Origin of the sequence: Nitratireductor thuwali (genome assembly GCF_036621415.1) — a bacterium.
In the GTDB taxonomy this organism is placed as follows: domain Bacteria; phylum Pseudomonadota; class Alphaproteobacteria; order Rhizobiales; family Rhizobiaceae; genus Chelativorans; species Chelativorans thuwali.
Genome location: NZ_CP030943.1, coordinates 100,890 through 127,800, shown reverse-complemented (window position 1 = coordinate 127,800; position 26,911 = coordinate 100,890). Strand labels below are relative to the sequence as shown.

Annotated in this window: 29 protein-coding genes and 3 pseudogenes; 10 read left to right on the top strand and 22 right to left on the bottom strand. The window is 62.3% G+C overall.

Going from position 1 to position 26,911, the window contains the following annotated elements:
* Window positions 1–3: 3 nt before the first annotated feature.
* From trbG to trbB, 9 genes are read right to left on the bottom strand one after another with little or no spacing between them, the layout of a single operon-like run.
* The gene (trbG, locus tag NTH_RS22655; protein ID WP_338532260.1) at window positions 4–828 is read right to left on the bottom strand and encodes a P-type conjugative transfer protein TrbG; all 825 of its coding nucleotides are present in this window, start codon (window positions 826–828) and stop codon (window positions 4–6) included.
* A gap of 20 nt (window positions 829–848) precedes the next feature.
* Entirely contained in the window at window positions 849–1,511 is a 663-nt protein-coding gene (locus NTH_RS22650) for a conjugal transfer protein TrbF (protein WP_338532259.1), read from the bottom strand.
* 8 nt (window positions 1,512–1,519) lie between these two features.
* Complete coding sequence (gene trbL / locus NTH_RS22645; protein ID WP_338532258.1) at window positions 1,520–2,686, bottom strand: P-type conjugative transfer protein TrbL; 1,167 nt, start codon at window positions 2,684–2,686, stop codon at window positions 1,520–1,522.
* Window positions 2,667–2,876 carry an entry exclusion protein TrbK gene (gene trbK, locus NTH_RS22640; RefSeq protein ID WP_338532257.1) on the bottom strand — a complete coding sequence of 70 codons (210 nt, stop codon included), beginning with the start codon at window positions 2,874–2,876 and terminating at the stop codon, window positions 2,667–2,669. The genes trbL and trbK overlap by 20 nt, the downstream gene beginning before the upstream one ends.
* On the bottom strand, window positions 2,873–3,673 hold the full coding sequence (gene trbJ / locus NTH_RS22635; RefSeq protein WP_338532256.1) for a P-type conjugative transfer protein TrbJ: 801 nt from the start codon (window positions 3,671–3,673) through the stop codon (window positions 2,873–2,875). Before trbJ ends, trbK begins: the two co-directional genes overlap by 4 nt.
* Window positions 3,645–6,092, bottom strand: a complete 2,448-nt coding sequence (locus NTH_RS22630) for a conjugal transfer protein TrbE (RefSeq protein WP_338532255.1) — start codon at window positions 6,090–6,092, stop codon at window positions 3,645–3,647. The genes trbJ and NTH_RS22630 overlap by 29 nt, the downstream gene beginning before the upstream one ends.
* Before the next feature lie 5 nt (window positions 6,093–6,097).
* Window positions 6,098–6,397, bottom strand: a complete 300-nt coding sequence (locus tag NTH_RS22625) for a conjugal transfer protein TrbD (protein WP_119396913.1) — start codon at window positions 6,395–6,397, stop codon at window positions 6,098–6,100.
* Entirely contained in the window at window positions 6,390–6,767 is a 378-nt protein-coding gene (locus NTH_RS22620; protein ID WP_338532254.1) for a TrbC/VirB2 family protein, read from the bottom strand. The genes NTH_RS22625 and NTH_RS22620 overlap by 8 nt, the downstream gene beginning before the upstream one ends.
* Window positions 6,757–7,728 carry a P-type conjugative transfer ATPase TrbB gene (gene trbB / locus NTH_RS22615; protein ID WP_338532253.1) on the bottom strand — a complete coding sequence of 324 codons (972 nt, stop codon included), beginning with the start codon at window positions 7,726–7,728 and terminating at the stop codon, window positions 6,757–6,759. The genes NTH_RS22620 and trbB overlap by 11 nt, the downstream gene beginning before the upstream one ends.
* 480 nt (window positions 7,729–8,208) lie before the next feature.
* Between trbB and repA the strand changes: the two genes are divergently transcribed.
* The 3 genes from repA to repC all read left to right on the top strand — a co-directional run bounded on the left by repA (window position 8,209) and on the right by repC (window position 11,963).
* Entirely contained in the window at window positions 8,209–9,396 is a 1,188-nt protein-coding gene (gene repA, locus NTH_RS22610) for a plasmid partitioning protein RepA (RefSeq protein WP_338532408.1), read from the top strand.
* 75 nt (window positions 9,397–9,471) lie between these two features.
* Complete coding sequence (gene repB / locus NTH_RS22605) at window positions 9,472–10,482, top strand: plasmid partitioning protein RepB (protein WP_338532252.1); 1,011 nt, start codon at window positions 9,472–9,474, stop codon at window positions 10,480–10,482.
* A gap of 164 nt (window positions 10,483–10,646) precedes the next feature.
* Window positions 10,647–11,963: a plasmid replication protein RepC gene (gene repC, locus NTH_RS22600; protein ID WP_338532251.1), complete on the top strand. Its 1,317-nt coding sequence runs from the start codon at window positions 10,647–10,649 to the stop codon at window positions 11,961–11,963.
* 63 nt (window positions 11,964–12,026) lie between these two features.
* On the opposite strand, the gene NTH_RS22595 is transcribed toward repC, so the two are convergent.
* Together NTH_RS22595 and NTH_RS22590 are read right to left on the bottom strand one after the other, a co-directional pair.
* Entirely contained in the window at window positions 12,027–12,236 is a 210-nt protein-coding gene (locus NTH_RS22595; RefSeq protein ID WP_338532250.1) for a hypothetical protein, read from the bottom strand.
* Between the two features lie 96 nt (window positions 12,237–12,332).
* Entirely contained in the window at window positions 12,333–13,256 is a 924-nt protein-coding gene (locus NTH_RS22590; RefSeq protein WP_338532249.1) for a recombinase family protein, read from the bottom strand.
* 201 nt (window positions 13,257–13,457) lie between these two features.
* On the opposite strand from NTH_RS22590, the gene NTH_RS22585 reads away from it, so the two are divergent.
* From NTH_RS22585 to NTH_RS22575, 3 genes are read left to right on the top strand one after another with little or no spacing between them, the layout of a single operon-like run.
* Complete coding sequence (locus NTH_RS22585) at window positions 13,458–14,750, top strand: hypothetical protein (protein WP_338532248.1); 1,293 nt, start codon at window positions 13,458–13,460, stop codon at window positions 14,748–14,750.
* 6 nt (window positions 14,751–14,756) lie between these two features.
* Window positions 14,757–15,095 (top strand): hypothetical protein, encoded by a 339-nt coding sequence (locus NTH_RS22580; RefSeq protein ID WP_338532247.1) that lies wholly within the window; start codon window positions 14,757–14,759, stop codon window positions 15,093–15,095.
* A 9-nt stretch (window positions 15,096–15,104) separates the two neighbouring features.
* A complete protein-coding gene (locus tag NTH_RS22575; RefSeq protein ID WP_338532246.1) occupies window positions 15,105–15,674 on the top strand; it encodes an RES family NAD+ phosphorylase in 570 nt (189 codons plus the stop codon).
* 33 nt (window positions 15,675–15,707) lie between these two features.
* Here the strand turns inward: NTH_RS22575 and NTH_RS22570 are convergent, their stop codons facing one another.
* The 3 genes from NTH_RS22570 to NTH_RS22560 are packed head-to-tail and all read right to left on the bottom strand — an operon-like array spanning window position 15,708 to window position 17,551.
* Window positions 15,708–16,847, bottom strand: coding sequence for a site-specific integrase (locus tag NTH_RS22570; RefSeq protein WP_338532245.1), 1,140 nt, complete (start codon window positions 16,845–16,847; stop codon window positions 15,708–15,710).
* Between the two features lies 1 nt (window position 16,848).
* Window positions 16,849–17,235, bottom strand: coding sequence for a type II toxin-antitoxin system VapC family toxin (locus NTH_RS22565; RefSeq protein WP_338532244.1), 387 nt, complete (start codon window positions 17,233–17,235; stop codon window positions 16,849–16,851).
* A gap of 13 nt (window positions 17,236–17,248) precedes the next feature.
* Window positions 17,249–17,551 (bottom strand): type II toxin-antitoxin system VapB family antitoxin, encoded by a 303-nt coding sequence (locus NTH_RS22560; protein ID WP_338532243.1) that lies wholly within the window; start codon window positions 17,549–17,551, stop codon window positions 17,249–17,251.
* 124 nt (window positions 17,552–17,675) lie between these two features.
* Between NTH_RS22560 and NTH_RS22555 the strand changes: the two genes are divergently transcribed.
* Together NTH_RS22555 and scpB are read left to right on the top strand one after the other, a co-directional pair.
* Entirely contained in the window at window positions 17,676–18,695 is a 1,020-nt protein-coding gene (locus tag NTH_RS22555) for a DUF1403 family protein (RefSeq protein WP_422392461.1), read from the top strand.
* A 3-nt stretch (window positions 18,696–18,698) separates the two neighbouring features.
* On the top strand, window positions 18,699–19,406 hold the full coding sequence (gene scpB, locus NTH_RS22550) for an SMC-Scp complex subunit ScpB (RefSeq protein ID WP_338532241.1): 708 nt from the start codon (window positions 18,699–18,701) through the stop codon (window positions 19,404–19,406).
* Between the two features lie 274 nt (window positions 19,407–19,680).
* On the opposite strand, the pseudogene NTH_RS22545 reads toward scpB, so the two are convergent.
* From NTH_RS22545 to NTH_RS22520, 6 genes and pseudogenes are all read right to left on the bottom strand, one after another.
* Window positions 19,681–20,440, bottom strand: a pseudogene (locus NTH_RS22545) (aldolase/citrate lyase family protein).
* A gap of 9 nt (window positions 20,441–20,449) precedes the next feature.
* A complete protein-coding gene (gene hpaH / locus NTH_RS22540; RefSeq protein ID WP_338532240.1) occupies window positions 20,450–21,250 on the bottom strand; it encodes a 2-oxo-hept-4-ene-1,7-dioate hydratase in 801 nt (266 codons plus the stop codon).
* Window positions 21,240–22,052 carry a fumarylacetoacetate hydrolase family protein gene (locus NTH_RS22535; RefSeq protein WP_338532404.1) on the bottom strand — a complete coding sequence of 271 codons (813 nt, stop codon included), beginning with the start codon at window positions 22,050–22,052 and terminating at the stop codon, window positions 21,240–21,242. The genes hpaH and NTH_RS22535 overlap by 11 nt, the downstream gene beginning before the upstream one ends.
* The gene (gene hpaD, locus NTH_RS22530; protein WP_338532403.1) at window positions 22,049–23,029 is read right to left on the bottom strand and encodes a 3,4-dihydroxyphenylacetate 2,3-dioxygenase; all 981 of its coding nucleotides are present in this window, start codon (window positions 23,027–23,029) and stop codon (window positions 22,049–22,051) included. The genes NTH_RS22535 and hpaD overlap by 4 nt, the downstream gene beginning before the upstream one ends.
* Before the next feature lie 20 nt (window positions 23,030–23,049).
* Window positions 23,050–24,558 (bottom strand): 5-carboxymethyl-2-hydroxymuconate semialdehyde dehydrogenase, encoded by a 1,509-nt coding sequence (gene hpaE / locus NTH_RS22525; RefSeq protein WP_338532402.1) that lies wholly within the window; start codon window positions 24,556–24,558, stop codon window positions 23,050–23,052.
* Window positions 24,555–24,904: pseudogene (locus tag NTH_RS22520) on the bottom strand (5-carboxymethyl-2-hydroxymuconate isomerase). The gene hpaE and the pseudogene NTH_RS22520 overlap by 4 nt, the downstream one beginning before the upstream one ends.
* 137 nt (window positions 24,905–25,041) lie before the next feature.
* On the opposite strand from NTH_RS22520, the gene hpaR reads away from it, so the two are divergent.
* Together hpaR and NTH_RS22510 are read left to right on the top strand one after the other, a co-directional pair.
* Entirely contained in the window at window positions 25,042–25,563 is a 522-nt protein-coding gene (gene hpaR / locus NTH_RS22515; protein ID WP_338532401.1) for a homoprotocatechuate degradation operon regulator HpaR, read from the top strand.
* Window positions 25,564–25,762: 199 nt separating this feature from the next.
* Window positions 25,763–25,888, top strand: a complete 126-nt coding sequence (locus NTH_RS22510) for a hypothetical protein (RefSeq protein ID WP_422392465.1) — start codon at window positions 25,763–25,765, stop codon at window positions 25,886–25,888.
* A gap of 78 nt (window positions 25,889–25,966) precedes the next feature.
* Here NTH_RS22510 and NTH_RS22505 read toward each other — a convergent pair whose 3' ends face one another.
* Together NTH_RS22505 and NTH_RS22500 are read right to left on the bottom strand one after the other, a co-directional pair.
* Complete coding sequence (locus NTH_RS22505; RefSeq protein WP_338532400.1) at window positions 25,967–26,182, bottom strand: hypothetical protein; 216 nt, start codon at window positions 26,180–26,182, stop codon at window positions 25,967–25,969.
* A gap of 128 nt (window positions 26,183–26,310) precedes the next feature.
* A pseudogene (locus tag NTH_RS22500) lies at window positions 26,311–26,586 on the bottom strand (IS21 family transposase); the annotation flags it as partial.
* Window positions 26,587–26,911: the final 325 nt, after the last annotated feature.

The following is a 26,911-nucleotide window of genomic DNA, read 5'->3' as shown; positions in this document are numbered from 1 at the left end:
CACCTACCCTCCCCGCCTGATCGTGATTTTTTCCTGGTCGCGCCCAACGCCCGAGACGAGGATCGCGCTGTCGATGTAATAGTCGACCACCATCATGGTGCCGTTCATGCGGTAGTTGACGATCCGGTTCTCGCCGCCCGAAACCACGAACAGCACCGGCGCATCCTGGCCCGACAGCGACGAGGGGAACTGGATATAGGTTTTCTGGCCGTCGCTGTAGATGCGGGTCGGCCGCCATCTCGCCCTTCCGCTCACACGAAACGAGAAGTTTAGCTGCTCCGCCCGCACGCCGGCGCCGGGCACGATGCTCGCCTCCATGCGCGCGGCAATCTCGGCGAAGCGCGCATTGACGTCTTCGGGATAGTCGAACCCGACCCGCGCCATGTAATTGGAATGATGGGACTTGAGCTGGATGTGGTATGTTCGCCGCGAGGTTGTCACCACCATCGAGGTGACGAGGCCGGTTTCCGACGGCTTGACGATCAGATGCACCGCCTGGCTGCCTGGCGCTCCGGACGTCGCCGGCTCGACCTTCCAGCGCACAGTGTCGCCAAGCAGCACGTCGCGCACGATCTCGCCCGGCTGGAGCTCGATATCGCACACCTGAAGCGGCGAGCAGACCACCGACGGCTGAACCTGGCCGAAGAGGAAGATGACCTTCCCGTCGGGGCCGCGCGTCACGACCCCCTGCCCTTGCTGCCACTGGCCGGAAATGCTCGTGCCGCGCTGTTCGTTGACACTCAGGGGCTGCGCCGTGGCCGGCACCGCAATCGTCGAGAAAACAAGTCCGGTGCAAAATGCTGCGCTCCGGAGTCTGAGTAAGTTCATGAAAGGGATCCTCCGGGCACTCACAGCTGCGCCGTCCAGTCGAAATCTCTGAGGTAAAGGCCGATCGGGTTGAGGTGGATGACCGCCTCGTCCTGGGGTGGGGTGAGGGTAACCGTGGCCACGCCCCGAAACCGCTTTACGTCCTGTTCCCTGCCCTGCCGATCGCGCTCATACTCCGTCCAGTCGACCTGGTAGCTCTGGTTGGAGAGCGGCACGATGTTGGTGACTTCGATGGCCACCGTCATCGTGCGGGCGCGGTCGAAGGGAGAGTTGCCCCGGAACCAGGCATTGACCTTCTCCGTCGCCGGATCGGAGGTGCGCAAATGCGCATATGTGCGGTCGATATATTGCTTCTGCACCACGGCATCGGGCGTGACCGACCGGAAATTGCTGACAAAGCTGCCGAGCGTGGCACGCACGACGCGCGGGTCGGCGTATTCGATCTGTTGCGGGAAGCCGGCGCTCACCGCCGTGCCGAGCCGATCGACTTCCACGATGTAGGGCACCAGCTGCACCTGAGTGCTCTGATAAAGCGCATAGGAGAAGCCAATCACCGCCATCAGCATCCCCGTCACCCCGACGATGCGCCAGGAGGCGGCCGCTTTCACATACGAGCCGTAGCGCTCGTTCCATTCCTGGCGTGCGGCAAGGTAGGGATTCTCCGGTGGGCTCTTTGCGGCCATGGTCTACGTCACGCCTTGTCGTCTGCTGATTTTCTGGTGGTGGGACGGCCCTGGCTCTGGTCGAGCTTGGAATTGGCAAGGCCGAGCGTCGATGCCCCCCAGGTGCCGGGAACGCCAATCGCCTTGTCCCGCCCGGCCGAGGCGAGCGCGGAGCCGGCAGCACTCGCGCCGCTGGTCATGCCTTTGAGCGCGGCCGCGCCGAACGAGCTGCCGGCCGCCCGTGCATCGGAATAGGCCGAGGCCCCTGCCCTCGCCCCTCCCCAGGCCAGCGCGGCGCCGCCGGCGGCCATGGTCGCGGCCTGGCCGCCGTGGCGGATCGTCTCCATGCCACCTGTCACCGACACACCCTGTACGACGCCCTGGACGATGTTGGGCACATACATGGCAATGACGAACACCACGACGGAAATACCGCCGATGGCAAGGGTGGAGAGAAACTCGTCGGCGCCCGAAGGGGAGTTGGCGAGATCGATGAGGACTTCCGACCCGATGCGCGCGATCATCACAAGCGCCATCAGCTTCATGCCCACGGAGAACGCATAGACGAGATACCGGACGGCGAAGTCCTTGGTGAAGCTCGAGCCGCCGAGGCCCAGCATGATCATCCCGGCGAGCAGCCCGACATACATCTCGGCCATCACGGCCACGAAGATCGCGGCCACGAGGCTGAAGGCAATGACGACGATCACCATGGCGAACACGGCCGCGATCGCCAGCGCATTGTCCTCGAACAGCCCGAACTGCGCCTTCTCCGACATCTGGCTGGCGACCTGCAGGCCAGCGTTGAAGATGTTCGCCGGCGAAGCCGATCCTCCGCCGGCGCCGATCTGGAACAGGCTGTCGACCATTGCCCGTGCGAAGTCCGGCCCCTGCTCGAGGATGAAGACGAACAGACCGATGAACATGATGCGCCGCACCAGCTCGGCGAACCACGTGTCGAGCGATGCCGCACCGAGCACCAGCCAGGCCGCCGCAATGCCGACCTCGATGCCGGCAAGGATCCAGAACAGCGAGCGCGCCGCCTGCATGACGGTCGTCTCCCATCCCTGCGCGGCGTCTGCGACTTCGTTTTCCAGCGTCGTGAGAAGCGAGCCATCCTGTGCAAGGGCGGGCTGGAGAAGAAGCAGGACGCCGAGGCTGGCGGCAAAGGCGAGCTTAGTTGTCGGGGGCCTCATCGCCCTGCCCCTCTCCATTGCCCCAGCGTGGCCGCATCTCCTGCCCGCCGGTGGTGTCATACTCAGTCGGTGTGTCGAGGACTCTGCGTGCCCGATCGGGCGCCTCGCGAAGGCCCGGTACGAACCAGATCGCAACAGCGATCCCGACAATGACAGTGGCTGCCGCCACGACAATGAGTGTTCTTGTCACCAGCGCGGCTCCATGACCTGGCCGCCCGATGTCGACGGCGCATTCGAGTTGAAAAAGTCCTCTCGACGTGTCTGCGCGAGATCCTTTGTGGCCTGCTCGGATTGATGCCAGGTCGCCATCATCGTGATCTGCTGGGAGACGAGGCCGCGCAGTTTCTGCGTCTGCGCCACCTGTTGCGCGGCAATCTGATGGCCGACCTGAAGCGCCTGCATCTGTCCGACGGAGCTCTGCGACATCGAGCGAAGTTGGCTCATCGTCGCCTCTTCACTGGCGAACTGATCGGCCGTCAGCCCGGCCGCCCGGAGCGTCGCCGAAATCGTCCCCCGGTTGGTGTCCGACCATGACTGATAGCTCGAGGAGAAATCCTCGCCGTTCGCGAGCCCCGTCTCGAACTCGGCGAAGCTCTCGAAGCGTTGCTTGAGAACGTCGTCGATATTGCCCATCGCAAAGGCGATGCCTGCGCCCTGGTTGACGAGGTTCTGGAGCGCCATGAGGTCGCTTTCGACCTGACCCCAGACGTGATCGGGCAGCTGCAGCGTGTTCTGCAGCATGTTCTCGTAGATGCGGAGCTGATTCTGGATTTGCTCGGATAATTGCGCGATTTGCGTGATCTGGTTCTGGATCTGCTCGGCCGACTGGCCCGTGAGCCCCACCAGCTCGGCGTTGTTGAGGAGCTGGGTCCATTCGGTCGCGTTCCCGGTGACCGCGCCAGCATAAGCCGGCCCCGTGAAGGCCAGGCACGCGCTCATCATCGCGGCGGCCGTGATCCTAATCGCGTGTGAGAATGGCTTCGGCATTGCCAATACCCCTTTCCATGAGCCACGCAGCCGGCCAGTCCGGACCATGATCCTTGTGCAGCTGATCGATGCGTTTGAGGTCTTCCTTGCCCGAGGCACCTGCGAAGGCGAGCGCGACCGGGCCAAGCGCCATGTCGAATAGCCGCCTGCCCTCGGGACTTGCGACGTAGTATTCACGCTTCGGCGTCGCGGTGGCGACGATCTCGATCTGCCGCTCGTTGAAGCCGATGCGCTCATAGAAGTCGCGCGTGCCCGGTTCGCGCGCGGCACCGTTCGGCAGGCAGATCTTGGTCGGACAGCTTTCCTTGAGCACGTCGATGATGCCCGAGCGTTCGGCGTCAGAGATCGACTGTGTGGCGAGCAGCACGGCGCAGTTCGCCTTCCGCAGGACCTTCAGCCACTCCCTGATCTTGTCCCTGAAGGTGGGATGGCCGAGCATCAGCCAGGCCTCGTCGAGAACGATGAGACTGGGCGCTCCCGTCAGGCGTTTTTCGATCCTGCGGAAAAGGTAGAGGAGCACAGGCACGAGATTGCGCTCGCCCATGTTCATCAGCTCCTCGATTTCGAAGGTCTGGAATGCGCCGAGCGCCAGCCCGTCCTCCTCAGCGTCGAGGAGTTGCCCCATCGGACCGTCGACCGTGTAGTGGTGGAGCGCGTTCTTGATTTCGCGCATCTGCACCCCGCTCACGAAATCCGAGAGCGAGCGGCCGCGCGCCGACGCCATGAGATCGACCTGGCGTGAGATCGCGTTGCGATGATCGGGTGTGATCGCCACCCCTTGCATGGCGATCAGCGTGTCGATCCATTCGCTTGCCCAGGCCCGGTCTCCATCGGTCGCCAGCTCGGCCAGCGGGCAGAACGACAGGGAAGATCCCTCCCCTGCCCCAACCTCATAATGATCGCCCTCCGCGGCGATCGTGAGTGGGCGCAGCGATCGGCCCTTGTCGAAGGCGAAGATCTGCGCGTTCTCGTAGCGCCGAAACTGTGCCGCGATCAGCGCGAGCAATGTCGACTTGCCCGAACCGGTCGGCCCGAACACGAGCGTATGCCCCACATCGTCGACATGCAGGTTCAGCCGGAAGGGTGTCGAGCCCGAAGCGACCTGCATCAAGGGTGGCGAGCCGGTCGGATAGAACGGGCACGGCGCGCTCGTGCTGCCCGACCAGACCGAGTTGAGCGGAATGAGGTCCGCCAGATTGCCCGTGTTGACGAGTGGTTCGCGAACATTGGCATAGGTGATGCCCGGCAGGCTGCCGAGATACGCTTCAGTCGCATTGAGCGTCTCGATGCGCGCGCCGAAACCTTCGGCCTGGACAAGCCTGCGCACCGCCTCGGCGTGGTCGCGCAACCGGACATCGTCGGTATCGAAAAGGACGATCACCGGTGTGTAGTAGCCAAAGGCGACGAGCTGGGACGAGGCCTCGGCAATGGCGTCCTCGGCTTCGGCGACCATCGTCACGGCGTCCTGGTCGACTGCCCGGCTCTGGGTCTGAAAAAGCTGGTCGAAGAACGGCCGCACCTTCTGCTGCCACTTCTTCCGTGTGCGTTCGAGCTTTGCGCGCGCTTCCTGGTCGTCGAGGAAGATGAAGCGGCTTGACCACCGGTAGGTGAGTGGCATCAGGTCGAGCGAATTGAGGATCCCCGGCCAGCTCTCGGCCGGAAACCCGTCGATCGCGACGACCGCCAGATACCGTCCGTCCACTACCGGCGACAGGCCGTGGTGGAACTCGGCCGTGGCCAGCCAATCCAAATACATGGGGATCGCCGGCAAGCGCACCGGATGGCTTTCGCCCACGATGCAAAACCGGATGAACTGGAAGAGTTCGTCGTACCGGATCTCGCGGCCAGATTCGGGATCGGCGACAGTGCGCGTGACCATCCGCCGGATCGAGAGCACATTGGCCAGATACTGTTCGAACTCGCGGATCGACGTGCGGAAGGTGTCCAGGACCACATCGGCATAGGTCTCCGCGCGGCTCTCACCATCGGAATAGACATAGCGTGCGAGGCTCGACCGCCGTCGTTCGGGCGGCCGGTAGGTGAGAATGATGGCGTGCTGGCTCTCGTAATGGCCGCTCTCGGCCTCGAAATGCGCCCGGCGTTCGTTGTCGATCGCGCGCGTCACGGGATCGGGGAAATGGCAGTCCTCGCGGGCGGGATAGGCGACCGTGGGGATGCGCACTGCCTCGACCTGGATCATCCAGCCCGATCCGAGCCGGGACAGGATCGTGTTGATCTGCCGCGACACCTCATTGCGCTCGAGGTTGGTCGAGCTCTCCGAGTCCGGGCCGGCAAAATACCAGCCGGCCATGACCGACCCGTCCTTGAGCAGGATCACGCCGTCGTCGACCAGGCCCGCATAGGGCAGCAGGTCGGAGAAGGATGGTCGGGTGTTACGGAACTGACGAAGCGCGACCATTCCAGTCAGGGCCTCCGCCACGGTGAGGCGGTCGGACGGTAGCCCGCGCGATAGCCGATATGGCGCAGATAGACCTGCCGCATCATCGGATCGGCTTTGGCCATCATACGAAGCGCAGCCAACACGGCAGCCCAGATGGCGATCCCGAGCAGCACGGAAAACCACGTCAAAACCACGAAGATCAGGATCACCGCGGCAAGACCGGTCAGCAGCACCAGCTCCCGATCGGCCCCCATCAAATGATTCGGGCGCGAAAGCGCCCTGTGGATGCGGGATCGTGCGAGAGCAACGCCAGGCTCAGCCATCGCTCCCCTCCCCTGCCCTGGCCTGCGGCGCCTCGTCGGCCGGATAGCCGATCGAGGCGCCGCTCGCGCCGAATAGGCCGACGATTTGCGTGGCGCCGAGGAGGATGCCGGCGACCAGCACGACATACATCAGCCTGCGCGCGAAATCGTTGAGCTCGCCGCCAAAGATCAGCATGCCGCCTGCGACCGCAACGGCGGCCAGTGCGATGAAGCCCGCGACCGGACCGGTGATGGACTGCTGTATCTGCTGAAGCGGGCCTTCCCAGGGCAGACCGCCGCCACTTGAGGCGAGCGCCGGCGTTGCAAGAGCGACAAGTAGGAGCGTTGCCGCAACCGGGATGGCGGCGAGAGCGCGGCTGTTATGCGGCATGACTTTCCTCGTCGATCTGGGGATGGTGATCGGTCGCGTAGCGCGCGCCGTCGAAGCCCGTGACATGCATGACATCACGCACCCGCCGCCCGTGGCCGGCCCGTTCGATCGAAACGACGAGGTCGACGGCTTCGCCAATCACCTCACGCATGGGCTGCTGGCTGACCTCCGCGGTCAATTGCTCGAGGCGGCGGAGCGCGGAGACGGCGCTGTCGGCGTGAATGGTCGTCACGCCGCCCGGGTGGCCGGTATTCCATGCCTTGAGCAGGGTGAGCGCGGCACCATCGCGAACCTCGCCGACAATGATACGGTCCGGCCTCAGCCGCATCGTGCTCTTCAGCAGCCGGGCCATGTCCACCGTGTCGCTGGTGTGCAGGGCAACCGCGTTCTCGGCGGCGCACTGGATTTCCGCAGTGTCCTCCAGGATGACCAGACGATCGTCCGGCGACAGCGAGACTATCTCCGCAATCACGGCGTTGGCCAACGTCGTTTTGCCCGATCCGGTGCCGCCGCTGATCACGATGTTCATGCGCGAAGCTACGGCGCTCCTTAGCACCGTAGCTTGACGGTGGGTCATGATCCCGGCGCGCGCATATTCCTCCAGCGGGATGAGCCGGGATGCCCGCCTTCGAATGGTGAACGTGGGCGCAGCGACGATCGGTGGAAGCAGACCCTCGAAGCGGTGCCCGTCGATCGGGAGTTCGCCCGAGATGATCGGCTGGCTTGCATCCACTTCAGTCTGCAGCGCATGGCCCACGCTGCCTATGATGATCTCGGCGGCGCGGGGCGCGAACTCACCAATGGGCTCGACCCCCTGCCCCAGCCGTTCAACGAACAGGCGGCCGTCCGGATTGAGCATGATCTCGACGACCAGCGGATCCTCGAGTGCCCCGCAGATCGATTCACCGAGCGCGTCATGGAGTTTGCGCACGAGCCGGTCGTGCGATCGCGCCCGGCTCATCCGGCAACTTCCACAAACTGGTCCTCGCTAGACGCAGATGTTTCGTATCGAGCGGCTCTGCACCGCTCTCGTCTCCATGGCATGTTTCCGTCCTACAAATGCGATCGACGGGTCTATCGATCATGGATAACTGCGTTCCGTCAGCCCGGCAGAATTGCCGGGTTCGGACGGGGTGAGTCGGGTTCCGGACGGCGGATTGGAGGATATTTGCTTTGCCCGGGCCCAACGGCCGGGTTCGGCCCCGGCAATTCTGCCGGGCCAGGATTTGCTCCAGGTATCATCGGGCAAAGTTGTTAAGTGACGGATAGAAAAGGAAAAAGGCCGCCAAGGTCACGGCTTCCGCCGTTCTTGGTCGCCCTTCTGGCAACCTTCTGTTAACCTAAAATCGCTTGCCAGAGAACGGGAATCGCTCATACTGGCGCCAGATTGGCCGAATGGCTGAATATGGCGCTATTTTCTCGTTCGGAGGACAAAGCGGAGATGGCATTTCTCCCAAGTTTTGAGTTTGACGACAAGATCCTCGCCCAAGGGGCCGAGATCTCGCGCAAGCTCGACCAACTGAGGGTCGAGAAGTTTCCGACCGAAGGGCAGAAGACACTTCGGCGGTTCTCGATGGCCGAGGTCGCCCATTATCTCGGGATCAGTCCAAACAATCTGAAACGCCTCCATCTCGAAAAGAAAGGCCCCGAGCCGTTCGTCGTTGCCGGCGGACGGCGCTTTTACTCGGCCGAACAGATGACTGAGCTGCGGGACTATCTCGATAAGCACGGGCGATCGGATTCCAAGAAGTATGTGCCTTACCGCAAACCGGGCGAAAAGCTGCAGGTCATTGCGGTCGTCAATTTCAAGGGCGGGTCGGGAAAGACCACTACCACGGCACATTTGGCGCAGCACCTTGCGCTCACGGGTCACAGGGTCCTGACGGTGGATCTCGATCCGCAGGCTTCGCTATCGGCCCTCCATGGCTTCCAGCCCGAGCTCGACAAGAACCCCTCGCTTTACGATGCGATCCGATATGAGGATGCGGCGCCCGTCGAAGACGTTATTCGCAAGACGAATTTCCCGTTGCTCGACATCATCCCTGCGAACCTTGAACTGCAGGAATATGAGTACGAGACGCCGCTTGCGATGCAGTCTCCGTCTCAAGAAGGAAAGCGGTTCTTCACGAGGGTCGCCAAGGCGTTGGATTCGGTCAGTGACCGCTGTGACGTCGTGGTCATCGATTGCCCTCCGCAGCTTGGCTACCTGACGCTCTCGGCACTCTCGGCCGCCACGTCGGTTCTAATTACAGTCCATCCGCAGATGCTGGACCTGATGTCCATGAGTCAGTTTCTGCTGATGCTGGGCAACATCATGAAGTCGATCAAGAATGCTGGCGCGCAGGTCCAGCTGGACTGGCTGCGCTATCTCATCACTCGATACGAACCCACGGACATTCCCCAGGCACAGATGGTCGGCTTCATGCAGTCGATGCTTGCCGAGGAAATCCTGACGAACCCGATGCTCAAATCCACGGCGATTTCCGACGCCGGCCTCACCAAGCAGACGCTCTATGAGGTCGAGCGATCGAACTTCAATCGGGATACTTACGATCGTGCAATCGACAGCATGGATGCCGTGAACTTTGAGATTCAGGGACTGATTCACCAGGCATGGGGGCGGCTGTGATGTTGACTGCGGTCAAAACCGCCAAAAAAGTACGCGGTTTCAAGCGCATAAGTCAGATAAGGGGGTGCTAGTCAAATGGCGCGGAAAAATCCCTTTGCGAGCATTATGGACAACGGCAACGCTCCCGCCGAGCGCCCGGTCGCGCGAGACTACGCCTTCAAGGGTGCGTCACGCTCGCTCATAAGCTCGATCGACGAAATGGCGGCTCAGGCAGGCAAGTTGCTCGAGGGCGAGACGATAGTCGAGGTTGACCCCGACCTGGTGGACCAATCCTTCGCCAACGACCGGCTTAACGTTGATCAGGAAGACTACGAGGCCGACTACGCCCAGGTGCTGGAGTCGATCCGCAGTTCCGGTCAGAACTCCCCGGCCCTCCTTCGCCCCCATCCCGAGCGGTCCGGCCGCTACATGCTGGTCTTCGGTCGCCTCCGCTGGCGCGCCGCTAAGGAGCTTGGTCTCAAGCTTCGCGCTGTCATCAAGGAGATCTCCGAGCGCGACCATGTGATCGCCCAGGGACAGGAAAACAACGCACGAGCGAACACGTCCTTCATCGAGAAAGCGCTGTTTGCCGCCGACATCGTTCAACGGAAATTCGACGAGGACAACGCGACCGCCCTCGCCGCGATCGGTGTCGATCGGCCGACACTTTCGAAGATGCTCTCGGTCGCGTCGATACCCAAGGACCTGCTAGAAGCGATCGGCCGCGCCAAAGCCGTCGGTCGTGATCGCTGGTACGAGCTCAAACTCCTCCTCGACAAGCCGGGCAATGTCGACGCTGCCCTGGCTCTGACGTCGAATTCCGATTTTCAAGGGATGCCAAGCGAAGCGCGGTTCGATGCGATCGTCGCGAAGCTGAAAGCCTCAAAGCCACGGCGCCGTGCCGCGCCGGCACCATCCAAACGCACCTGGGCGCCGTCTGATGGGCGTGTTGCCGCGGAGATGGTGGCCAGTGGCAAGAAATTCACCATCGCCCTCAAGGCGAAGGGAACCGACGCAACAGCGTTCGGTGACTACCTCTCGGAAAATCTCAACGAGTTGTATGAGGCTTTCCGTCGGGAAAAACGAGCCACCACACACGGAGATTGAGCGCAAAAGAAAAAGGCCCCGAAACGGCATTCCGGAAGACCTTCTCTTTAAGTTTGGCGACTGAGAGAATCCCACTTCCGCGAATCATAGTCAAGACCATTCAGGTCGGTTTGAGCGCCGATTCGGCGAGCAGGTTTCTTTTGCCTAGCGATAGGTGAAGAAAAATGCAGACGCATACCCCAACGACGCCCTTTGGGCGGCGAACGATGTCGCTTGGCATGATGGCAAGCCAGGCTGTGGCCAAGACCGCGCCGGAAGGTGCGCAGGTCCAGAAATGGAAGGTGTTCCACACGATCCGGGAAGCGCGCGATCTCATCGGTGCCACGGACCGCGCACTCGCCATTCTCAATGCCCTGCTCTCGTTCCATCCAGAATCGGAGCTCTCGGGCGACGGTGAACTGATTGTCTGGCCGTCGAACGAGCAACTCATGGCCCGTGCAAACGGCATGCCGGCGACAACGCTGCGGCGGCACCTCGCCGTCCTGGTCGACTGCGGGCTGATCATTCGTCGCGATAGTCCGAACGGCAAACGCTTCGCCCGCAAGGGCAGGGGCGGGCAGGTCGACCAGGCATACGGGTTCGATCTGGCCCCGATCGTTGCCCGAGCGGAGGAGTTCGAGGAACTGGCGGACGCGGTTCGGGCCGAAAAGAATGCCTTTCGGCTTGCCAAGGAACGCCTGACGCTACTGCGCCGCGACGTCGTCAAGCTCATCGAGACCGGCATCGAGGAGAACGTTCCGGGCAATTGGGGCAGGGTACAGCAGACCTACCAGGCTATTGTCGGCCGCCTGCCGCGATCTGCCCCGAGGCAACTCATCGAGGACATCTGCTGCGATCTCCACAGTCTCTACACGGAGATCCTCGAGGTGTTGGAATCATTTGCAAAAACACAGAATCCGGACGCCAATGAGTCCCATTCTGGTCGCCACATACAAAATTCAAACCCAGACTCCATATTTGAATCTGAAGAAGGCTCCCGAAAAGAAGATGAAGCGGGCGACAACGCCGCGGAAAACGACAACCTGCAGAGCTTGCCGAAGCGGGAGTTGCCTTTGGGAATCGTGCTTGATGCCTGCCCGGACGTGAAGGATTTGGTGCAAGGGGGTGAGATACGCCACTGGCGGGACTTTCTGGCGGCCGCAGAGGTGGCCCGACCACTGCTTGGGGTCAGCCCGAGCGCCTGGCGAGAAGCCTGCGAGGCCATGGGCGAGGTTCAGGCCGCGATTACGCTCGCGGCGATCCTGCAGCGCTCCGACCAGATCAACAGCGCTGGCGGTTACCTGCGCAGCCTGACGGACAAGGCGAGGGAGGGCAAATTCTCCACCTGGCCGATGGTCATGGCGCTTTTGCGCGCCAAGCTGGACGCCAGCCGGTCTTCAGCTGAAAAGCCTACGGAACCGCAAAGCGACGGGAACAAGGCACGCGGGCGTTTGGAAGTCTCGGACGCGCTGCTGCGGTCGCTGGAACGCCCGAGAAGGTGAGGGTACCTCGATGAGCCGAACTGCCTTGTTTCCCCCGGCCACCTTTTGGCAGAAACTTTGTGCTCAGTCGCCGTCAACAAGCCCGTCGAATGCCTCGAGCAGTGCGTCGACTATCGCTTGGCCAAGAGCGTTTGCGGTTTCACCGATCCGTCGTTCGTCTTCGTTCCGGACCGCTGTAGCGAGCTCCGAACCTTGGTCCTCCAGGATCGATCGGGACCGCGCGATCGCCCATTGCGCGAAGTCGTCCCGGCTGTTGACGGTCATCGTTTCCATTGCAGCGCTCTCCGGGTTTGTTGGCGTATGCTGGCGACGGTCGGCACCCGCGATCTGTACCGCGTTCGCGCCCCAACGTCATTCCGGCTTCCGTGCTCAGGCTGCCTCGAGCAGGCCGCTGCGCTTTGCCCGGTCGAGAAGATTCTTGACGGAGGAGGGCGCCCATCTCGTACCACCCTGCGGCGTGCGCTCATGAAGGCGCTCGAGCTGGTTTGCGATTTCTCGCAAGGTGAGCTCCGGATTGGAGGAATGGATGCCCGCCACAAGCGTCATCAGGCGATCCTCGGGCGGTCGAGGCGGTGACTTCCTCAGGAGCGACTTGTCGGCCATGCCTTCGTTAACCATCCATTTTACCGCACGCCGCAAGCGCTCCGGGGTCCAATCGAAGCCGCGTTGCTTGAGGACGCGCGAGATGTCGTCCCAGGTGTGGTCCGGTCGCAGTCGCCGGATGATCGGAAGCCATTGATTGGCAGTGGACTGGATGCGCGCGCCGTAGGCCGCCTTCTGAGCAGCCGTCATCTTGGCCAGCATCTCCGGCCGACGTTCCCTGACCCCGGGATTGCCTGGTAGCCGGCCTTTTGCCTTGGCAGCTTTGACGCCGGCCCTCGTCCGCTCCGAGTTGAGAGCCCGTTCCAGCTGGGCGACGGCGCCAAGGACCTGCAGCGAAAACATGCCCTGCGGCGTCGTGGTATCGATGGGATCGCTCAGCGAGCGGAAATAGGCGCCTTTAGACGTCAGCTCCTCGATGACATTGAGCAGGTGGCTCACCGAGCGCGCCAGGCGGTCGAGGCGAACCACAACGAGGGTGTCGCCGGCGCCGATCTCGCGCACAAGCCGGGCGAGGGCAGGGCGGGTTCGCGAGGCGCCGGAACCATACTCCTGGATGATTGTGTCGCATCCGGCCGACCGCAGTTCCATCTCCTGCGCTTCCGTCGCCTGCTCGTCCGTGGAGACGCGCGCATAGCCGATAAGCCGGCCCTGTGGTCGACGAGAGGAGCGATTGGGCGGTGTTTTGGCCATTTGGAGAGCCTGAGAGCAGTGTTGAAGCGAATTTACAAACATAGAAGATACGGATAACCGATCGGTTGTGAACGTAGTCGCCGTTCGGCTTGGCTGCACGAACGAAGCAATCACCTCTCCAACCGCCGGCCAATTACAAATCGATTTCATAGATTGACAATGATGAAATCAAAACGTAATTGAACGGTCAGGAGCACCAAGATGAGTGAAAACGTCGTCTACCTGCATGGTCAGCCGAAACCGGTCGGCCACTTTTTGCGCGTCGGAACCAGCGGTCACCGACAGCTCGAGACCCTGTTGGGCTCGGGAAAAATGACGGTCGATCGCGTCGTAGTGGAAGCCTCAGCTGCACTGCGCCAGCATGATCTGCTGACAGCCCTCACCGAAGCTGGTGGAGAGTTGATCCTCGACACCAATGTCGCCGAGCTTTCTTCAATCGGCCGATTTGGTGGAGCGGCTAGGTCAGCTCCTTGGGCAAATCCAGAGAGTGTTCTGACGCCGGACGATCTGCGACCGAACGCCAACCGAGACGTCATTGGGCAAATTGCCCGCTTTGCAGTGAAGCAGGGCTTTCATGCCGTGCAGGCGCCCGTGCATGTGCTTGAGAGCTCGACTGATCCGCTGTTTGCTCTCGACTGCGAGGCCACAGCTGGATTGCGACGGGCGCTCGATGTTGAAGGCGGCAAGCACATCGGCATCGACTACCCGTTAATGATCAAGAATGCATCCCTCCGCGATCCCGCTCAAAGACGGGCGTTCATTGCCGCGCTGAAGAACGCGCCGTTCGATAATCTGTGGTTCCGGGTCTCGGGCTTCGGCGCTGACGCCACGCCGATGGGATTACGGCGATACATCGCCGCGATGATGGACTTTCACAGGCTGGAAGTTCCTATCGTGGCCGATGGAGTCGGTGGTCTTGTCGGCGTCGCCATTGCCGCTTTCGGTGGCGCTGGCGGAATTTGTCATGGTGTTGCCGAGAAGGAGCGCTTCGATGCAAGCGACTGGGCGAAGCCGCCTCAGACTGGCGGCGGAGGACGCGAGAAGCGGGTTCTGATCGGCGGCCTGGATCGCCTTCTCAGCGTGAAGCAGGTCGACGCGCTGATGGCTGCGCAGGGAGCCATACCCCTACTGAGCTGCCACGATCGGTCATGCTGTCCGAATGGACTGAGCGACACGTTGAAGGATCCGAAGGCGCACTATCTGCGCCAGCGCGCTCGCCAGATCCGAGAACTGTCGGCGGTACCTGACGCGCGACGTCCGCAGCATTTTCTTGAAAAGGAGCTGGCTGCGGCGGAACGGGTTGCGCGGTCGGCAGCGAAGCTCAAGGTATCGGACGAAGGCTTGTCGGAGGTGCTGCAACGCAGCAGCGACCGGCTGGAGAAGATGCATGCGGTTCTGGATGCTCTGAGTGGCACGATTGCCGGCCAGCCAAGGGCATCCGCCCCAACGCGGCGGCGCGGAAGTCGGGCAAACGTGGCTTCGCAGCGCAGATAAAGACAAATGAGCACAGCTGTAGCACGAATTTTGGACGATCTTCGGTCTCGGGGAGGCCTGCAGGGCAAGGACATCGCCAACATTGTCGATGTGTCCACCGCGACCGTGTCACGGTGGTCGCATGGCAACGGCTCTCCGAACCTGCGAACGCAGACGGTCATCGCCGATCTGCGATACGTCGTGGACCGGCTATCCGACTTTTACACCGCCGATGAAACACGGCTTTGGCTTCATTCGCGCCATCCGCTTCTCAACAACGAGCGGGCGATCGATCTCATCAATGCCGACCGGACGCAGGAGGTTCTGGCCGTCATCGAAAGCCTTGATGCTGGGGCTTACGTCTGAGGCAGGTGAGTGGCGCGGAGGGCACGAGATCTAGAACTGCTCGATCTTCTCGACACCCATCAGGGGGTGTCGTTCGAAGGAGATGTCTGGCGTATTGTCCGGGAGGAGCGCGAGCCGCTGTTAGGCTACCCGGCTGGAGCGCGTTGGGATCCAGGCTCATTCGACGTGCTCTACACCTCGCTGGAACGCGAAGGCTCGCTCGAGGAGATCCATTTTCATCTGAGCCGTCAACCTGTCTTCCCGTCCAAGATTCGATCGGTTCTTCACCAAATCTCGGTTCGCACCCAGCGAACCCTGCGAATAGCCAACCTAGCCCAGCTCAAGACGCTTGGCGTCACACCGGAGACATACGCATCTCTGTCATATGAGCGTACGCAAGAAATCGGGGATGCAGCCGCTTTCCTCGGGTTCGATGGCATTTTGGCGCCGAGCGCGCGCTGGCCGTGCGAGAATCTCATTCTTTTTACCGAACGCTTCGCTCCGGCCGATCTCAGCGTCGTCAGCTCGGAACCGGTCGATTGGGACGACTGGAAAAGGAGAAGAGAAACCATACGACGGCGACGGGAGCAAACTTCCTAACTCGAAGCGGGGTAGGGAAGGGGTCTTTATCACCTACAGCCCGGACGCCTTGGTGAGATTGACCCGGAACCGGTCGCGGCGGCGCTGGTATTTGCGGGTCATTTCCGCCGAGGCGTGGCCGAGCTGCTTTTGCACGTAGCGCTCGTCGATTTCGGCCGAGGAGGCGAGGCCGGCGCGCAGCGAATGGCCGGCAAATTTTTGTCCGCGTTCGCCTTCCGAAAGATCGCCGCGCACGCCGGCGGCAAGGGCGGCGCGCTTGACGAGCCGGGCGACTTCCTGATCGTTGAGGCGTTCGCTGCCCGGCATCTTGCCCTGGCCGGTGACGCGCCGGAACAGCGGCCCATGGGCGATGCGGCCGATCCTGAGCCAGGTCTCGATCGCGACGACCGGGCAGGTCGTGTCGGACGAGCCGCGGCCGATCTCGACCTCGCGCCAGCCGGTCTTGCCGCGCAACGTCACCAGCATGCCCCTGTCCAGGATTTCGATCCAGCCGCGGCCGTCTTCCGTATGGTCGCGGCCGCAATCCAGTCCAACGATTTCGGAGCGGCGCAGGCCGCCGGCAAAACCGATCAGCAGCATGGCGCGATCGCGAAGGCCGCGCAGGCTGCCCCGATCCAAAGTTTCCAGCATTGCGATCAGGTCCTCGGGCAGGATCGCTTCCTTCTGCCGGGGAGGAGAGGCGTGCCTGTTGCGGATGCCGGCCATGACGGTGGCGATATGGCGGTCCTTGCGGTCGAGCGATTGGCCGCGCTGGGCAAAATTCCAGGACAGCGCCGAAAGCCGGCGCTCGATCGTCGACACCGACTTCTTCTCTCCCGTTGCCGTGCCTGCGGCATTGCTGGATGCGAGCGCGGTGATGTAGAGGCCGACCACCTGCGGATCGGGCGGCAACGTCGAAAAACCCTGGCGCCGGCACCAGGAGGCAAAATGCCGCCAGTCGGAGGCGTAGGCGCGGCGCGTGTTGGCCGAGCTCGCCGCTTCGACATAATCGCGTGCTTTGTCGGCGAGACCTTCCAGGTGGCCGGGGAGCCGTTCGATCTCGTTAGCCGTGGCCGGCAGGGGAGGGGAGGGGGCCTTGTCGGGCTCGTCCGGAGCGCGGCCCATCTCCATGACGATGTCGGGAAGATCGTCGTCTTCGCCAGCAGCCGATGATCCCTGACCGCCGTCAGCCATCTCATGCCGCCTCGATGTCTGTTTGGACAAAATCCTTGACGATGAACAGCAGCGGCTCGTCCGCGCGCTTCGCCAAGGCGTAGGACAAGCAATCGGCAAAATTCAGGGCCGCCGGATGGCGGCCCTTGCCGTAGATCAGCCAGGCCTGTGTCGCCAGATCCACCAGGTCGGAATCGACAGGAACGACATCGGCCTCGATCTTGCTGAGCCACAAATCGATCTCGGCCAATGCGTGCTCACCGCGCCGGCTGACCAGCACCACGCGCGCCTCGAGCACGCAGGTCGCGGGGACCAGACAGACGGGATCGGCGACAAGCACACTTTCAAGCCGCGCTGCCTCGGGCCCGTTGCGCAGGATCGCGACGATGGCGGAGGTGTCTATCACCATCGGTTTGGCACCATCAGCTGGGAATGCCGTGTTCGTCGTAGCCAACAATCTCCTCGTCGCTGCGACGATCCAGTTCCGGCAGTCGCGCTACCCTTTCCCGGATGGCGCGCAAGTCCGCGCGCAAGCGCTCCTGGGCCGTGTCGCCGAAGCCCATTCGATGCAGGTGCTCGCTCATCGTCTGATGAATGGCCGCCGTCTTGCGGATGCCCTGGCGGCGTGCGAGTTCGCTGGCCAGCGCGACGGCTGGCCGGATTCTTGATGTTGAGGGACACGAGAGGCTCGAGTATCTACCATTCTCGCGGTTTCTACCCAGCATTTCGCCCGCTGTCAATTAACGAACGATAATGCAATATTATCGTTCATTAAGAGCTCACGACAGGCGCGGCGCTTCCTTGCGAAAAACATTGCCCAAAACGCCGCGATGATTCATTGTGCTGCGGATGATTCTTCCTTCCCGAGATTCTTTGAGCGGCCAGGGTGCCGCCCTCCGCGCCACCGCGGCCGTCTCGCTGACACCGGTGCCGGACTGGCTGCGCCGCACCGTTGCCGATACGCAAAGTCTTGCCGGCAAGGACATCGAGGACATCGCGCTTGCCGCTGGTGCCGTCGTCGGCGCCCTCGATGCGCTGGTGCGTCGCCAGGAGCGGTGGGCCGGTGCCTGGCGGCAGCGCCAAGCGCTTTCCGCCGCCGCGGCGACGACTAGGCAGATGGGGCGTGCCGAGGATGAGGCGGCCCTTCGTGACGCCGTCCTGCTGACAAGGCCTGGCGACGATGTTGGGCCGGCCGGTCGTTTGCTTCTCGCTTGGCGCCGGCTGGCCACGCGGTCCACGAAGGATCTGCTGATGGAGAAAAACCTCGCGGCGGTGTTGGAAGAGTTCGACCACGCCCCGGATGATGAGGTGGTCAGCGACCGGGTGGAGGATCTCCGGCGACTCCGTGCCGGCGCCGGAACGGTCGGCATGCTGACCGGCGCGTTCATCGCTGCCGAGCGACATGGTTTTGGGCGCGCCCTTGGAGCCTGGCTCGCCGACGCCCTGCTGGCGCAACGGCTGGGATGGGCACATGCGGTGCCGTTGCTGGGCGCCGAGGTAGCCTTGGCCATGCCCCCCGGTCGCCCGCGCCGTGTTGCGAGTGTCATTGCGGCAACAGGCGTCGAGACGGAAGCCGAGCGCGCGAAGGGTTTGCTTGCTGCGCAGGCGCGCGCGGCGCTGCGCGCGGTCGATCTGTTTGTTGACCTTGAGCGTCGCGCCGACCGGCTGCTCGGCGTCGCCCCAAAACTTCGGGCCAAGGCGGCGGACGCTGTCGTTGACAAGCTGCTGTCCGACGATGCGATTGTCGCATCGGAAAAGATCGCCGGCATGAGTGACCGCGGGCTGCGCCGGCTGTTTGACCGGCTGGTCGAACTCGGCGCGTTGCGTGAACTGTCGGGCCGCCCCACCTTCCGCATCTACGGGCTTTAGGAAATGGCTGAAGCAGCGCGCAAGAGGCGAGGCCGATCAGATGACCAGCGATCGGGCGACCGTCTGTTTGATCGGGAGCTGGGTCACCTGCCGCTGGAAGCACGCTGGCGCGAATGGATGCATCGGGTCGAAGCAACCATTTTTGCCGCCAGCGAACCCGTCAGCCGCGAGACGCTGGCGCGGATTGTCGGCAAGAGCTGCAGCATCGATCTTCTCATCGACGACATCCGCGCGGAACTCGCCGGCCGGCCCTACGACCTGGTCGCGGTCGCCGGTGGCTGGAAGCACCTGACCCGGCCGGCCTATGCCGATGCCATCCGCACGGCCATCGGCGCCAGCGAGCGTGCGGCCGACCTCACACAGTCCGAGGTGCTGGTGCTGATGTGTGTGGCGTACTTCCAGCCAATCACCCGGGCTGAGCTATCCGCCTTCTTCGGCCGCGAAATTAGCCGCGACCTGATCGGCAATCTCCGCGGCTTCGGCTTCATCGCCTCCGGCCCGCGCGCGCCCCAGCCTGGCGCGCCCTACACCTATGTGACGACCAAAGAGTTCCTGTTGCACTTCGGCTTCGACACGCTCCGCGATCTTCCCGACATTGAGGCGCTCGAGGATGCAGGCCTCCTCAGCAAGGAGAGGCTTCTGGCGGGCGACATCATGCCGGCCCTCTCCGGCGACGCAGAAGCGGATGTCGGCATGAATGGTGATGAATAGCACGGCGCTTGGCCGCCGGTCGACGGCGCGGCAACTCGATACCTTCGTCGAGGCCGCATGGGCGGCCTTTGATGATCTTCTCCGACAAAGGCACCGAGTTGATGTCGCGGCGATCCACCAGAGGCAGGGGGAGAACCGCCGTTTCGCGTTCGGCGCCACTCCCCAGCGGTGAACAGTTCCGTTTCTGGACATTCGCAAATAGGCGTTCCTTCAAAGTAGCGGAGGGTGTCAGCCTCCACGCCGTGTGGATTGGTGAGGCCCGTGGCCCATACCGTCAGCTCTCAACGGCGTTGCGGATGTTGGCGAGGCCCGATCTAAGGGCCCCTACGTCCGTCCCAATCGCAACGAAGGTAGCGCCCTTTTCGAGATAGCACTGGGCAATGGTCGGATTGGCGGCAAGAATCCCGGTGGGCATGCCCAGCGCGACGCGGCGTCCGATCGCGTCCTCGACCACCTCTATGACCTCGGCTGCCTCGGCCCGTCCGGTGAACCCCATGTCAGCTGAAAGGTCGGAAGGTCCGATGAATACTCCGTCGACGCCTTCGGTCGCGGCGATCGCTTCGAGCTTGTCGATTGATCGCCTCGTCTCCGCCTGGGCGAGCAGACAGACTTCCGCGTCGGCCGTTTGAAGGTAGTCGGGGATCGAATTGAAGCCCGACGCCCTGGCGAGCGCCGCGCCGATCCCGCGCGTGCCGCGAGGGGGATAGCGCATCGCCCCCGACATCGACGTCGCCTGGTCGGGCGTGTGGGACGAGAAGTGTCTGCGCTCCGATATCGAGCATCTGTTTGATGTGGGTAGCATCGGCCACCGGAATACGCACCACAGGACTGCTGAGATAGGCGCTCATTGCCTGTAACTGATGGAGAATACTGCGAAGGTCGTTCGGTCCATGCTCGCCGTCGAGCAGCAGCCAGTCGAACCCGGCTCCCGCGCAAAGTTCGGCGGAAATCGGATTGCCCAGTGCGACCCAGAGGCCAAGCTGGCGCTGTCTGCTCAACAGAGCTCGCTTGAAGCGGTTGTGTGGTGCGGGCATCTCGTTTTCCTATTCGAAGCGGCAGTCGACCAGGCCGTAAGGGCCGAAATCGGCGATGATCTTGTCGCCCGGCCGCGCCCCGACGGGCCGCACGAAGGAGCCGGACAGCACGATCTCGCCGGCCCTGACCCAGTCGTCATACTGCGCCAGCCGATTGGCGAGCCAGGCGATGCCGCCCGCGGGATTGTTGAGCACGCCGGCGCCGAGGCCAGTTTCCTCGACTTCGCCGTTGCGGAACACGATTGCGCCCATCCAGCGCATGTCGATTTCGGTGGGCAGCAGCTTGTGTCTGCCGAGCACTACGCCGGCATTGGCCGCGTTGTCAGCGATGGTGTCGCAGACGTTGCGCGTCTTCTTCGTTTCAGGATCGACGCGCAGAATACGGGTGTCGAGGATTTCGAGAGACGGAGCCACGTGATCCGTCGCCGTCAGCACGTCGGCGACCGTGACGTCCGGTCCTTTCAGGTCGCCGCTCATCACGAAGGCGATCTCCGCCTCGATGCGAGGCTGGATGAAGCGGCCTTCCGGCACGGTTCTGCCGTTCTCGAACAGCATGTCGTCGAACAGGATGCCGGAATCGGGAATGTCAATGTTGAGCGCCTGCTGCATCGCCTTGGAGGTGAGCCCGATCTTGCGGCCGATGACGCGGCGTCCGTTTCGCTTCTTCTTTTCCACCCACGCCGCCTGCACGGCATAGGCGTCGTCCATCGTCATGCCTGGATGGGCGATCGACAGCAGGCCGATCTGCCGTCGCGTGTGTTCGGCTTCATCGAGCGCTGCCGCCGCCTGATCAATTTCCTCACGTGTCATGGCGCATTTTCTCGTCAGCGACCGTATTACGCAGCGTACCGATGCCTTCCGCTTCGACTTCGACCACGTCGCCGGGCGCCAACGTGGTGAAAGTGGAGATGTAATTGATGATCCGCGCGAAGGAGAAGATCATGCGGCTTGTGCGGTCTTCCTGCCGCGTTTCGCCGTTGACTCGCGTGGTCAGGCGGATGTCGGCAAGCTGCGCCTCGTCCTCGAATGGAACCAGCCAGGGCCCGATCGAGCCGGTAGCGTCGAAATTCTTGCCCTGCGTGACGTTGAACTTTGCATGCCGCACCCAATCGCGGATGGTGCCCTCGTTGCAAAGCGACAGCGCCGCGATATGCGACAGCGCATCGGCCTGCGGAATGCGGCGTCCGGCCTTGCCGATGACGATGACGATCTCGCCCTCGTAGTCGAGCTGCGGCGATTCCGGGGGACGTATGATCGGCGCATCATGGCCGACGAAGGAGCGCGGGAACCGAGCGAACAGCGACGGGTTCGCCGGTGCTTCCTGCCCGTCCTTGTATTCGGCGTTTCGGTCGGGGAAGTTGACACCGACACAGATCACCTTTTCGGGTGCCGGAATCGGGATCTCATAGGTGATTTCGTCGAGGCTAAAATCGATCGGCAAACCGGCGGCCTCAGAGGCAATCTTCGACAGCGCCCCGGCCGCTATGACCTCGCGCAGCGACGGCCATTCGGGACAGCGGATCGACAGGTCGATAACGCCGTTGTCGCGCGCAAGGCCGTAGCGGGACATTCCTTCGGCGTGGAAGGAGGCGAGACGGGGAAGGTTGTTCATGGCGCGACGATCGGCTGAGCTTTCAACTTCGGCTCTTCGACCGCCGCGCCTTCGAACAGCGTGCCTTCCTCGAACCAACTCTTGGGCGCGGGCGCGCCCCATAGCGTCTGCCGCTGCGGGTCCTTGAGGTCCCATTTGATCGGCTCGAGATCCGAATCGACTGTCAGGTAGTCCGAGCAATAAATCTCGATGCGATGACCGTCGGGGTCGCGGATATAGAGAAAGAACGCGTTCGAGATGCCGTGGCGTCCGGGGCCACGCTCGATGTTAGCTAGGTAACCGGATATCGACATCAGGTCGAGCAGGTCGATGATAGCGAGCGGCGTCGGCACCCAGAATGTGACGTGGTGGAGCCTGGGGCCGCGGCCATTCGTGAAGGCCATGTCGTGAACGCCGCCTTTGCGGTACACCCATGCCGCCCATAGTTTGTTCGTCTCCTCGTCCTCGGTGTATTCCGTCACGCGGAAGCCGAGTTCGTTGTAAAAGGCGACCGAGCTGTCGACATCCGTCGAGAAGCAGTTGAAATGGTCGATGCGGAGCGGCCGAACGCCTTTGTAGAGCCTGTATTGCTGGTGGATCGGCCGCAGCGTCTCCATCTGGTGGTAGAATTCGAGTGGCACGCCGAACGGATCCTGCGTCTTCAGCGTCTGGCCTTGATGCGGACGCTCCACCCAGGCGACAGGCAGCCCCTTTGCCTTGAAGAAGGTCTCGGCTTTGTCGATGTCGGAATCCGAATAGACCTTGAAGCCGAGGTCCCGCGCGACCGGCTCCTCGCCCTTCTTCAGGATGACGCAGTGGTGATTGCGCTCCTCAAGCGCGCGCAAGCAGATTCTGTTGCCATCCTCATATGTGACCTGCAGACCGAGCGCCTCCGCATAGAACGCTTTGGAGCGAGTGAGATCCGTGACTACGGATTCCACGTGGGAGAGGCGAACGATGTTGAAGTCTGGGTAGAGATTGGGTGATGGTAACGGCATCACTGTACGTCCCTCCGCCTTCAGCCGAGCCTGGTGACCTTGTGCGCCTCGGTCGCGAAGGCCACATTCTTGGTTTCCATGTAAAAGTCGAACGACCAGTCCCCGCCGTCGCGCCCGATGCCGGAGCTCTTCACGCCGCCGAAAGGAGTTGGTAGGTGGCGCACGTTTTCCGAGTTCACCCAGATCATGCCCGCCTCCAGGGCCTCAGAGAATCGAAAGGCGCGGGTGACGTCCGAAGTCCACAGATAGCCGGCCAGGCCGTAGCTGACGTCATTAGCTAAAGCCAGCGCCTCCTTCTCGTCGGAGAAGGGAACCGCCGTGAGCACCGGCCCGAAGATTTCCTCCTGGGCGATCCGCATCGTGTTCTTCGCATTGGTGAAGAGCGTGGGCTCGACATAGCAGCCTTCGCGATCGGCTTTCCTGCCGCCGACCGCGATCGTCGCCCCCTCCTCCTTCGCTAGGTCGAAATAGGACAGCACCTTCTTTTCATGGCTAGGATGGATCAAAGGTCCAATGATCGTCTCGGGATCGAGCGGATGGCCTATTTTGATGCGCGTTGCGCGTTCGGCCAATTTATTTGTGAAAGAGTCATAGATTGAGGCTTCGACTAGAAGACGCGACGACGAGGTGCAGCGCTCGCCATTGAGAGAATAGATCATGAAGACGGCCGCATCTGCAGCCCTTTCGAGATCGGCGTCGGCGAACACGACGACCGGATTCTTGCCCCCGAGTTCAAAATGGACGCGCTTCAGTGTGTCGGCGCCTTGCTTCATGATCATCGAACCGGTGCGGCTTTCTCCGACAAAGCCGATCGCTTTGATGTCGGGGTGTTCCGTCAACGCCTTACCAGCATCCTCGCCGAAGCCGTTGACCAGATTCCAGACTCCCTTCGGGAGGCCCGCTTCCTCGGCGACTTCGATGAGCAGGCTTGCCGTCAAAGGCGAGAATTCGGCTGGCTTGTGGACGATCGTGCAGCCAGCCGCGAGTGCCGGTGCGATCTTCCAGGTCGACAGCATGAAAGGAGTGTTCCACGGTGTGATGACGCCGACGGGCCCGATGGGGACTCGGCTCGTCACATTGACCTGACGCGGACCGTACAGCGAGCGCCCGTCGCGTGCTTCCGGCGCCTTGTCCGCGAAGAAGCGAAAGTTCTCAGCCCCACGCAGTGCCGCCTTCGACATGAACTTAAGCGCCTGCCCCGTGTCCATACATTCCACGAAGGCGATCTCTTCCGCGCGCGCGGCGATTGCATCGGCGATTCTGTGGAGCAGCTTGCGGCGCTCCGCGCCCGGCATTTCCTTCCACTCCGCAAAGGCTGCCTTCGCCGTTTTGGCCGCCTTGTCGACGTCCGATGTCTTGCCGTGCGCGACATTGGCGAGCGGCCTTAGGTCGATCGGAGAAATTGTCTCGAACGAAGTGCCGTCATCAGCAGCAAGCCACTCGCCGCCAATGCGGTTCTTCACCCCTTCCCTATGGAAGCGCGCGAGATATGCCTTCGCCTTTTCGAGGTTTTCGTCGAGTGTGGTCACCAATGATCTCCCTCCACATGGCCGCGTATGCGCGGGTGGATGCTGTTCGCCTTCCAACTGAGTTCAGGATGAATCTCCACGATTTCGAAGGAGAGGCCGAAGTACGGCTCCGCCAGTTCCGGCTCCAAGCAGTCACGAAGCGTTGCAAAGATCACCTCGCCCGCCCCTTGAGCATCTCCACCGAGCGCCCGGCGCCGACGCGGAGTTGCAGGTGCAGGAAGGCGTTTTTTTGTGCGTCGGCGATCGCGAAATGCCTCGCCGGATGAGCCCCTACGCGGATGCCACCGGGCTCGAAGACGCCGGTCTTCAGAGCTGATTCGCGGATTCTCTCGCAAAGTCCCTGGATGACGACGCGGGTCTCGCGGCATTGGCCTTGCTAGTAAGCACGGATTACATTAACATGTTAAATATATGAGCGCGTCTCGCAACACAAGCGGTTTTGTGGCAGGCATATAGAGGGGTGACGCACCATTGGGCGACAGAATGACTTTGATAAACGCTAAAGACCTGAATTCACGTGCAGAAATGATGCCGCGCCTCACCCGGCGCTCGCTAACGATCGCGTTACTGCGAAGCCGCGAGAAGTTGATGTCCCGCATGAGGCCGCTGCTCGCCGGCCATAACATCACCGAGCAACAGTGGCGCGTTTTGCGCGCCATCAATGAAGAGCAGGAGGTGGATGCGACCGATGTGGCGCAACGCAGCTGCATCATGGCACCCAGCCTCACCAGGATTCTACGCCATCTCGAAGAGCGCGGACTCATCGCCAGGCGCCGGGACGTCAATGACGGGCGCAGAACGATGCTTTCCATGACAGACAAAGGCGTTCGACTGATCGCTGAAGTTGCGCCGGAAAGCCGACGCATCTATGGCGATGTCCGCGCCCGGTTCGGCGAAGAGCGGTTCGAGTTGCTCCTTGATTTGCTGGAGAAATTTAATAATCTCCCGGAGGAGACCGGACGGAATCTGCCTCCGCCGGCCGGTCGAGAATCACCCCCGGATTAAAAATATCGAGCGGCTCTAAGGTGTTCTTCATTTTTCGCGCTAGTAGCATTTCGCGATCGCCCTTTTAGACTCTCAGCTCATGTGCGTGGAGACGATGTTCCGCGCTGATGGTCCCGCCGGTTCCTAAACCACCTGATGAACGAGGGCTTTTAGTGCGACCTCGTGATCATCATCCGAAATTTGCTGCAGAGTCAGAAAAATGCTGAACAAGGTCGTGGCGGTGACGCTGGCCAACAAGATGGCGCGGATCGTCTACGCGCTCCTGACCAAGGGCGGAGAATACAGAAGGCCCGAGTGGGCGACAGGAATGGTGCCGGCAGCCTGACAGAGGGGACGAGAGCCCGACGCGAGACGAGCCGATAACACCAACGCACCATTGCGTGCGTACCGCTTGTTTGGCTGCTCACGACGCGGACTTCATCGAGGCCAGCGGCCAAATGCGTCGCACCGAAAGGCCGGACATATGGGCGCACTGCTTACCTGAAGGAAAAGTCTCGTCGAGAGCCTTGGCCCGAAGGGGGCCGCTCCACCTATAGTAGTAGGCGAAGAGATACAGGGAAGCCGCCAGCGCTGTGTCCCGCTCCCCTGCTTCCGCCAATGCCGGATAGGCTTTCGTCATGGACCGCTCTAGCGTCGGTAACAGCGGATGAACCACACAAAGTGATGGATCGGCCTAGATTTGGCCAAGTCGATCTTTCAGGTTCACACCGGTGCTGAAGACGGCCGCGTCGTCATCCGCCAGGCCTTGCGGCGCATCATCTCCTCGAAGATGGTCACGGGTCGAATGCCGGGAGCCGCCTTCAGAAGCGGCACGACTTCATGGTCGAAAATGCCGGCAAGCGGGTCGGGCCGCCGGCGGCAGCGCGATGTCTGCTTTTGCGAGGGCAGCCGCGGATCGATCTCGATGCGGTAGGCGGTCGCCATGCTAATCGACGCATTCGCCGCAGCGACGGCCGTCGAATGGGTCTGTCGGAGCTTCATGTAGAGCCTCATCCGGTGATCGGTTACGTGGCGGTCAGGCACGAGGCGATTCCTCCGAATGGAACAAACCACCGCATACCCGACCGGCCGCGAACACCAGTGAAAGGCCCTTGAACAGCCCGCCGCCACTGAACGGAAACTCCGGTCGGGCTACGCCCTCCCTGCGTTCCCGCCCAGCGGCGTTCTCATCCTGATTGACGCCGCACTCTCACCTTGATTGCCGCGCCGCACCTCCCTCACGGTTCGGGGTTTAAGGATCACCTCATGTTACCCGCACCAGGAGGAGCCTGTCGCATAGCTTCTATGGGGCGAGCGGCGAGGGCGTGGCACCTTTGGCGCTGTTGGAAACGACCGGTGAAGGAGGTCC

Bases quoted from the DNA above. Each gene is read 5' to 3' on its own strand.
- trbG (WP_338532260.1), bottom strand. From the start codon at position 828: ATGAACTTACTCAGACTCCGGAGCGCAGCATTTTGCACCGGACTTGTT.
- NTH_RS22650 (WP_338532259.1), bottom strand. From the start codon at position 1,511: ATGGCCGCAAAGAGCCCACCGGAGAATCCCTACCTTGCCGCACGCCAG.
- trbL (WP_338532258.1), bottom strand. From the start codon at position 2,686: ATGAGGCCCCCGACAACTAAGCTCGCCTTTGCCGCCAGCCTCGGCGTC.
- trbJ (WP_338532256.1), bottom strand. From the start codon at position 3,673: ATGCCGAAGCCATTCTCACACGCGATTAGGATCACGGCCGCCGCGATG.
- NTH_RS22630 (WP_338532255.1), bottom strand. From the start codon at position 6,092: ATGGTCGCGCTTCGTCAGTTCCGTAACACCCGACCATCCTTCTCCGAC.
- NTH_RS22625 (WP_119396913.1), bottom strand. From the start codon at position 6,397: ATGGCTGAGCCTGGCGTTGCTCTCGCACGATCCCGCATCCACAGGGCG.
- NTH_RS22620 (WP_338532254.1), bottom strand. From the start codon at position 6,767: ATGCCGCATAACAGCCGCGCTCTCGCCGCCATCCCGGTTGCGGCAACG.
- trbB (WP_338532253.1), bottom strand. From the start codon at position 7,728: ATGAGCCGGGCGCGATCGCACGACCGGCTCGTGCGCAAACTCCATGAC.
- repA (WP_338532408.1), top strand. From the start codon at position 8,209: ATGGCATTTCTCCCAAGTTTTGAGTTTGACGACAAGATCCTCGCCCAA.
- repB (WP_338532252.1), top strand. From the start codon at position 9,472: ATGGCGCGGAAAAATCCCTTTGCGAGCATTATGGACAACGGCAACGCT.
- repC (WP_338532251.1), top strand. From the start codon at position 10,647: ATGCAGACGCATACCCCAACGACGCCCTTTGGGCGGCGAACGATGTCG.
- NTH_RS22595 (WP_338532250.1), bottom strand. From the start codon at position 12,236: ATGGAAACGATGACCGTCAACAGCCGGGACGACTTCGCGCAATGGGCG.
- NTH_RS22590 (WP_338532249.1), bottom strand. From the start codon at position 13,256: ATGGCCAAAACACCGCCCAATCGCTCCTCTCGTCGACCACAGGGCCGG.
- NTH_RS22585 (WP_338532248.1), top strand. From the start codon at position 13,458: ATGAGTGAAAACGTCGTCTACCTGCATGGTCAGCCGAAACCGGTCGGC.
- NTH_RS22580 (WP_338532247.1), top strand. From the start codon at position 14,757: ATGAGCACAGCTGTAGCACGAATTTTGGACGATCTTCGGTCTCGGGGA.
- NTH_RS22570 (WP_338532245.1), bottom strand. From the start codon at position 16,847: ATGGCTGACGGCGGTCAGGGATCATCGGCTGCTGGCGAAGACGACGAT.
- NTH_RS22565 (WP_338532244.1), bottom strand. From the start codon at position 17,235: ATGGTGATAGACACCTCCGCCATCGTCGCGATCCTGCGCAACGGGCCC.
- NTH_RS22560 (WP_338532243.1), bottom strand. From the start codon at position 17,551: ATGCTGGGTAGAAACCGCGAGAATGGTAGATACTCGAGCCTCTCGTGT.
- NTH_RS22555 (WP_422392461.1), top strand. From the start codon at position 17,676: ATGATTCTTCCTTCCCGAGATTCTTTGAGCGGCCAGGGTGCCGCCCTC.
- scpB (WP_338532241.1), top strand. From the start codon at position 18,699: ATGGCTGAAGCAGCGCGCAAGAGGCGAGGCCGATCAGATGACCAGCGA.
- hpaH (WP_338532240.1), bottom strand. From the start codon at position 21,250: ATGACACGTGAGGAAATTGATCAGGCGGCGGCAGCGCTCGATGAAGCC.
- NTH_RS22535 (WP_338532404.1), bottom strand. From the start codon at position 22,052: ATGAACAACCTTCCCCGTCTCGCCTCCTTCCACGCCGAAGGAATGTCC.
- hpaD (WP_338532403.1), bottom strand. From the start codon at position 23,029: ATGCCGTTACCATCACCCAATCTCTACCCAGACTTCAACATCGTTCGC.
- hpaR (WP_338532401.1), top strand. From the start codon at position 25,042: ATGACTTTGATAAACGCTAAAGACCTGAATTCACGTGCAGAAATGATG.
- NTH_RS22510 (WP_422392465.1), top strand. From the start codon at position 25,763: ATGCTGAACAAGGTCGTGGCGGTGACGCTGGCCAACAAGATGGCGCGG.
- NTH_RS22505 (WP_338532400.1), bottom strand. From the start codon at position 26,182: ATGACGAAAGCCTATCCGGCATTGGCGGAAGCAGGGGAGCGGGACACA.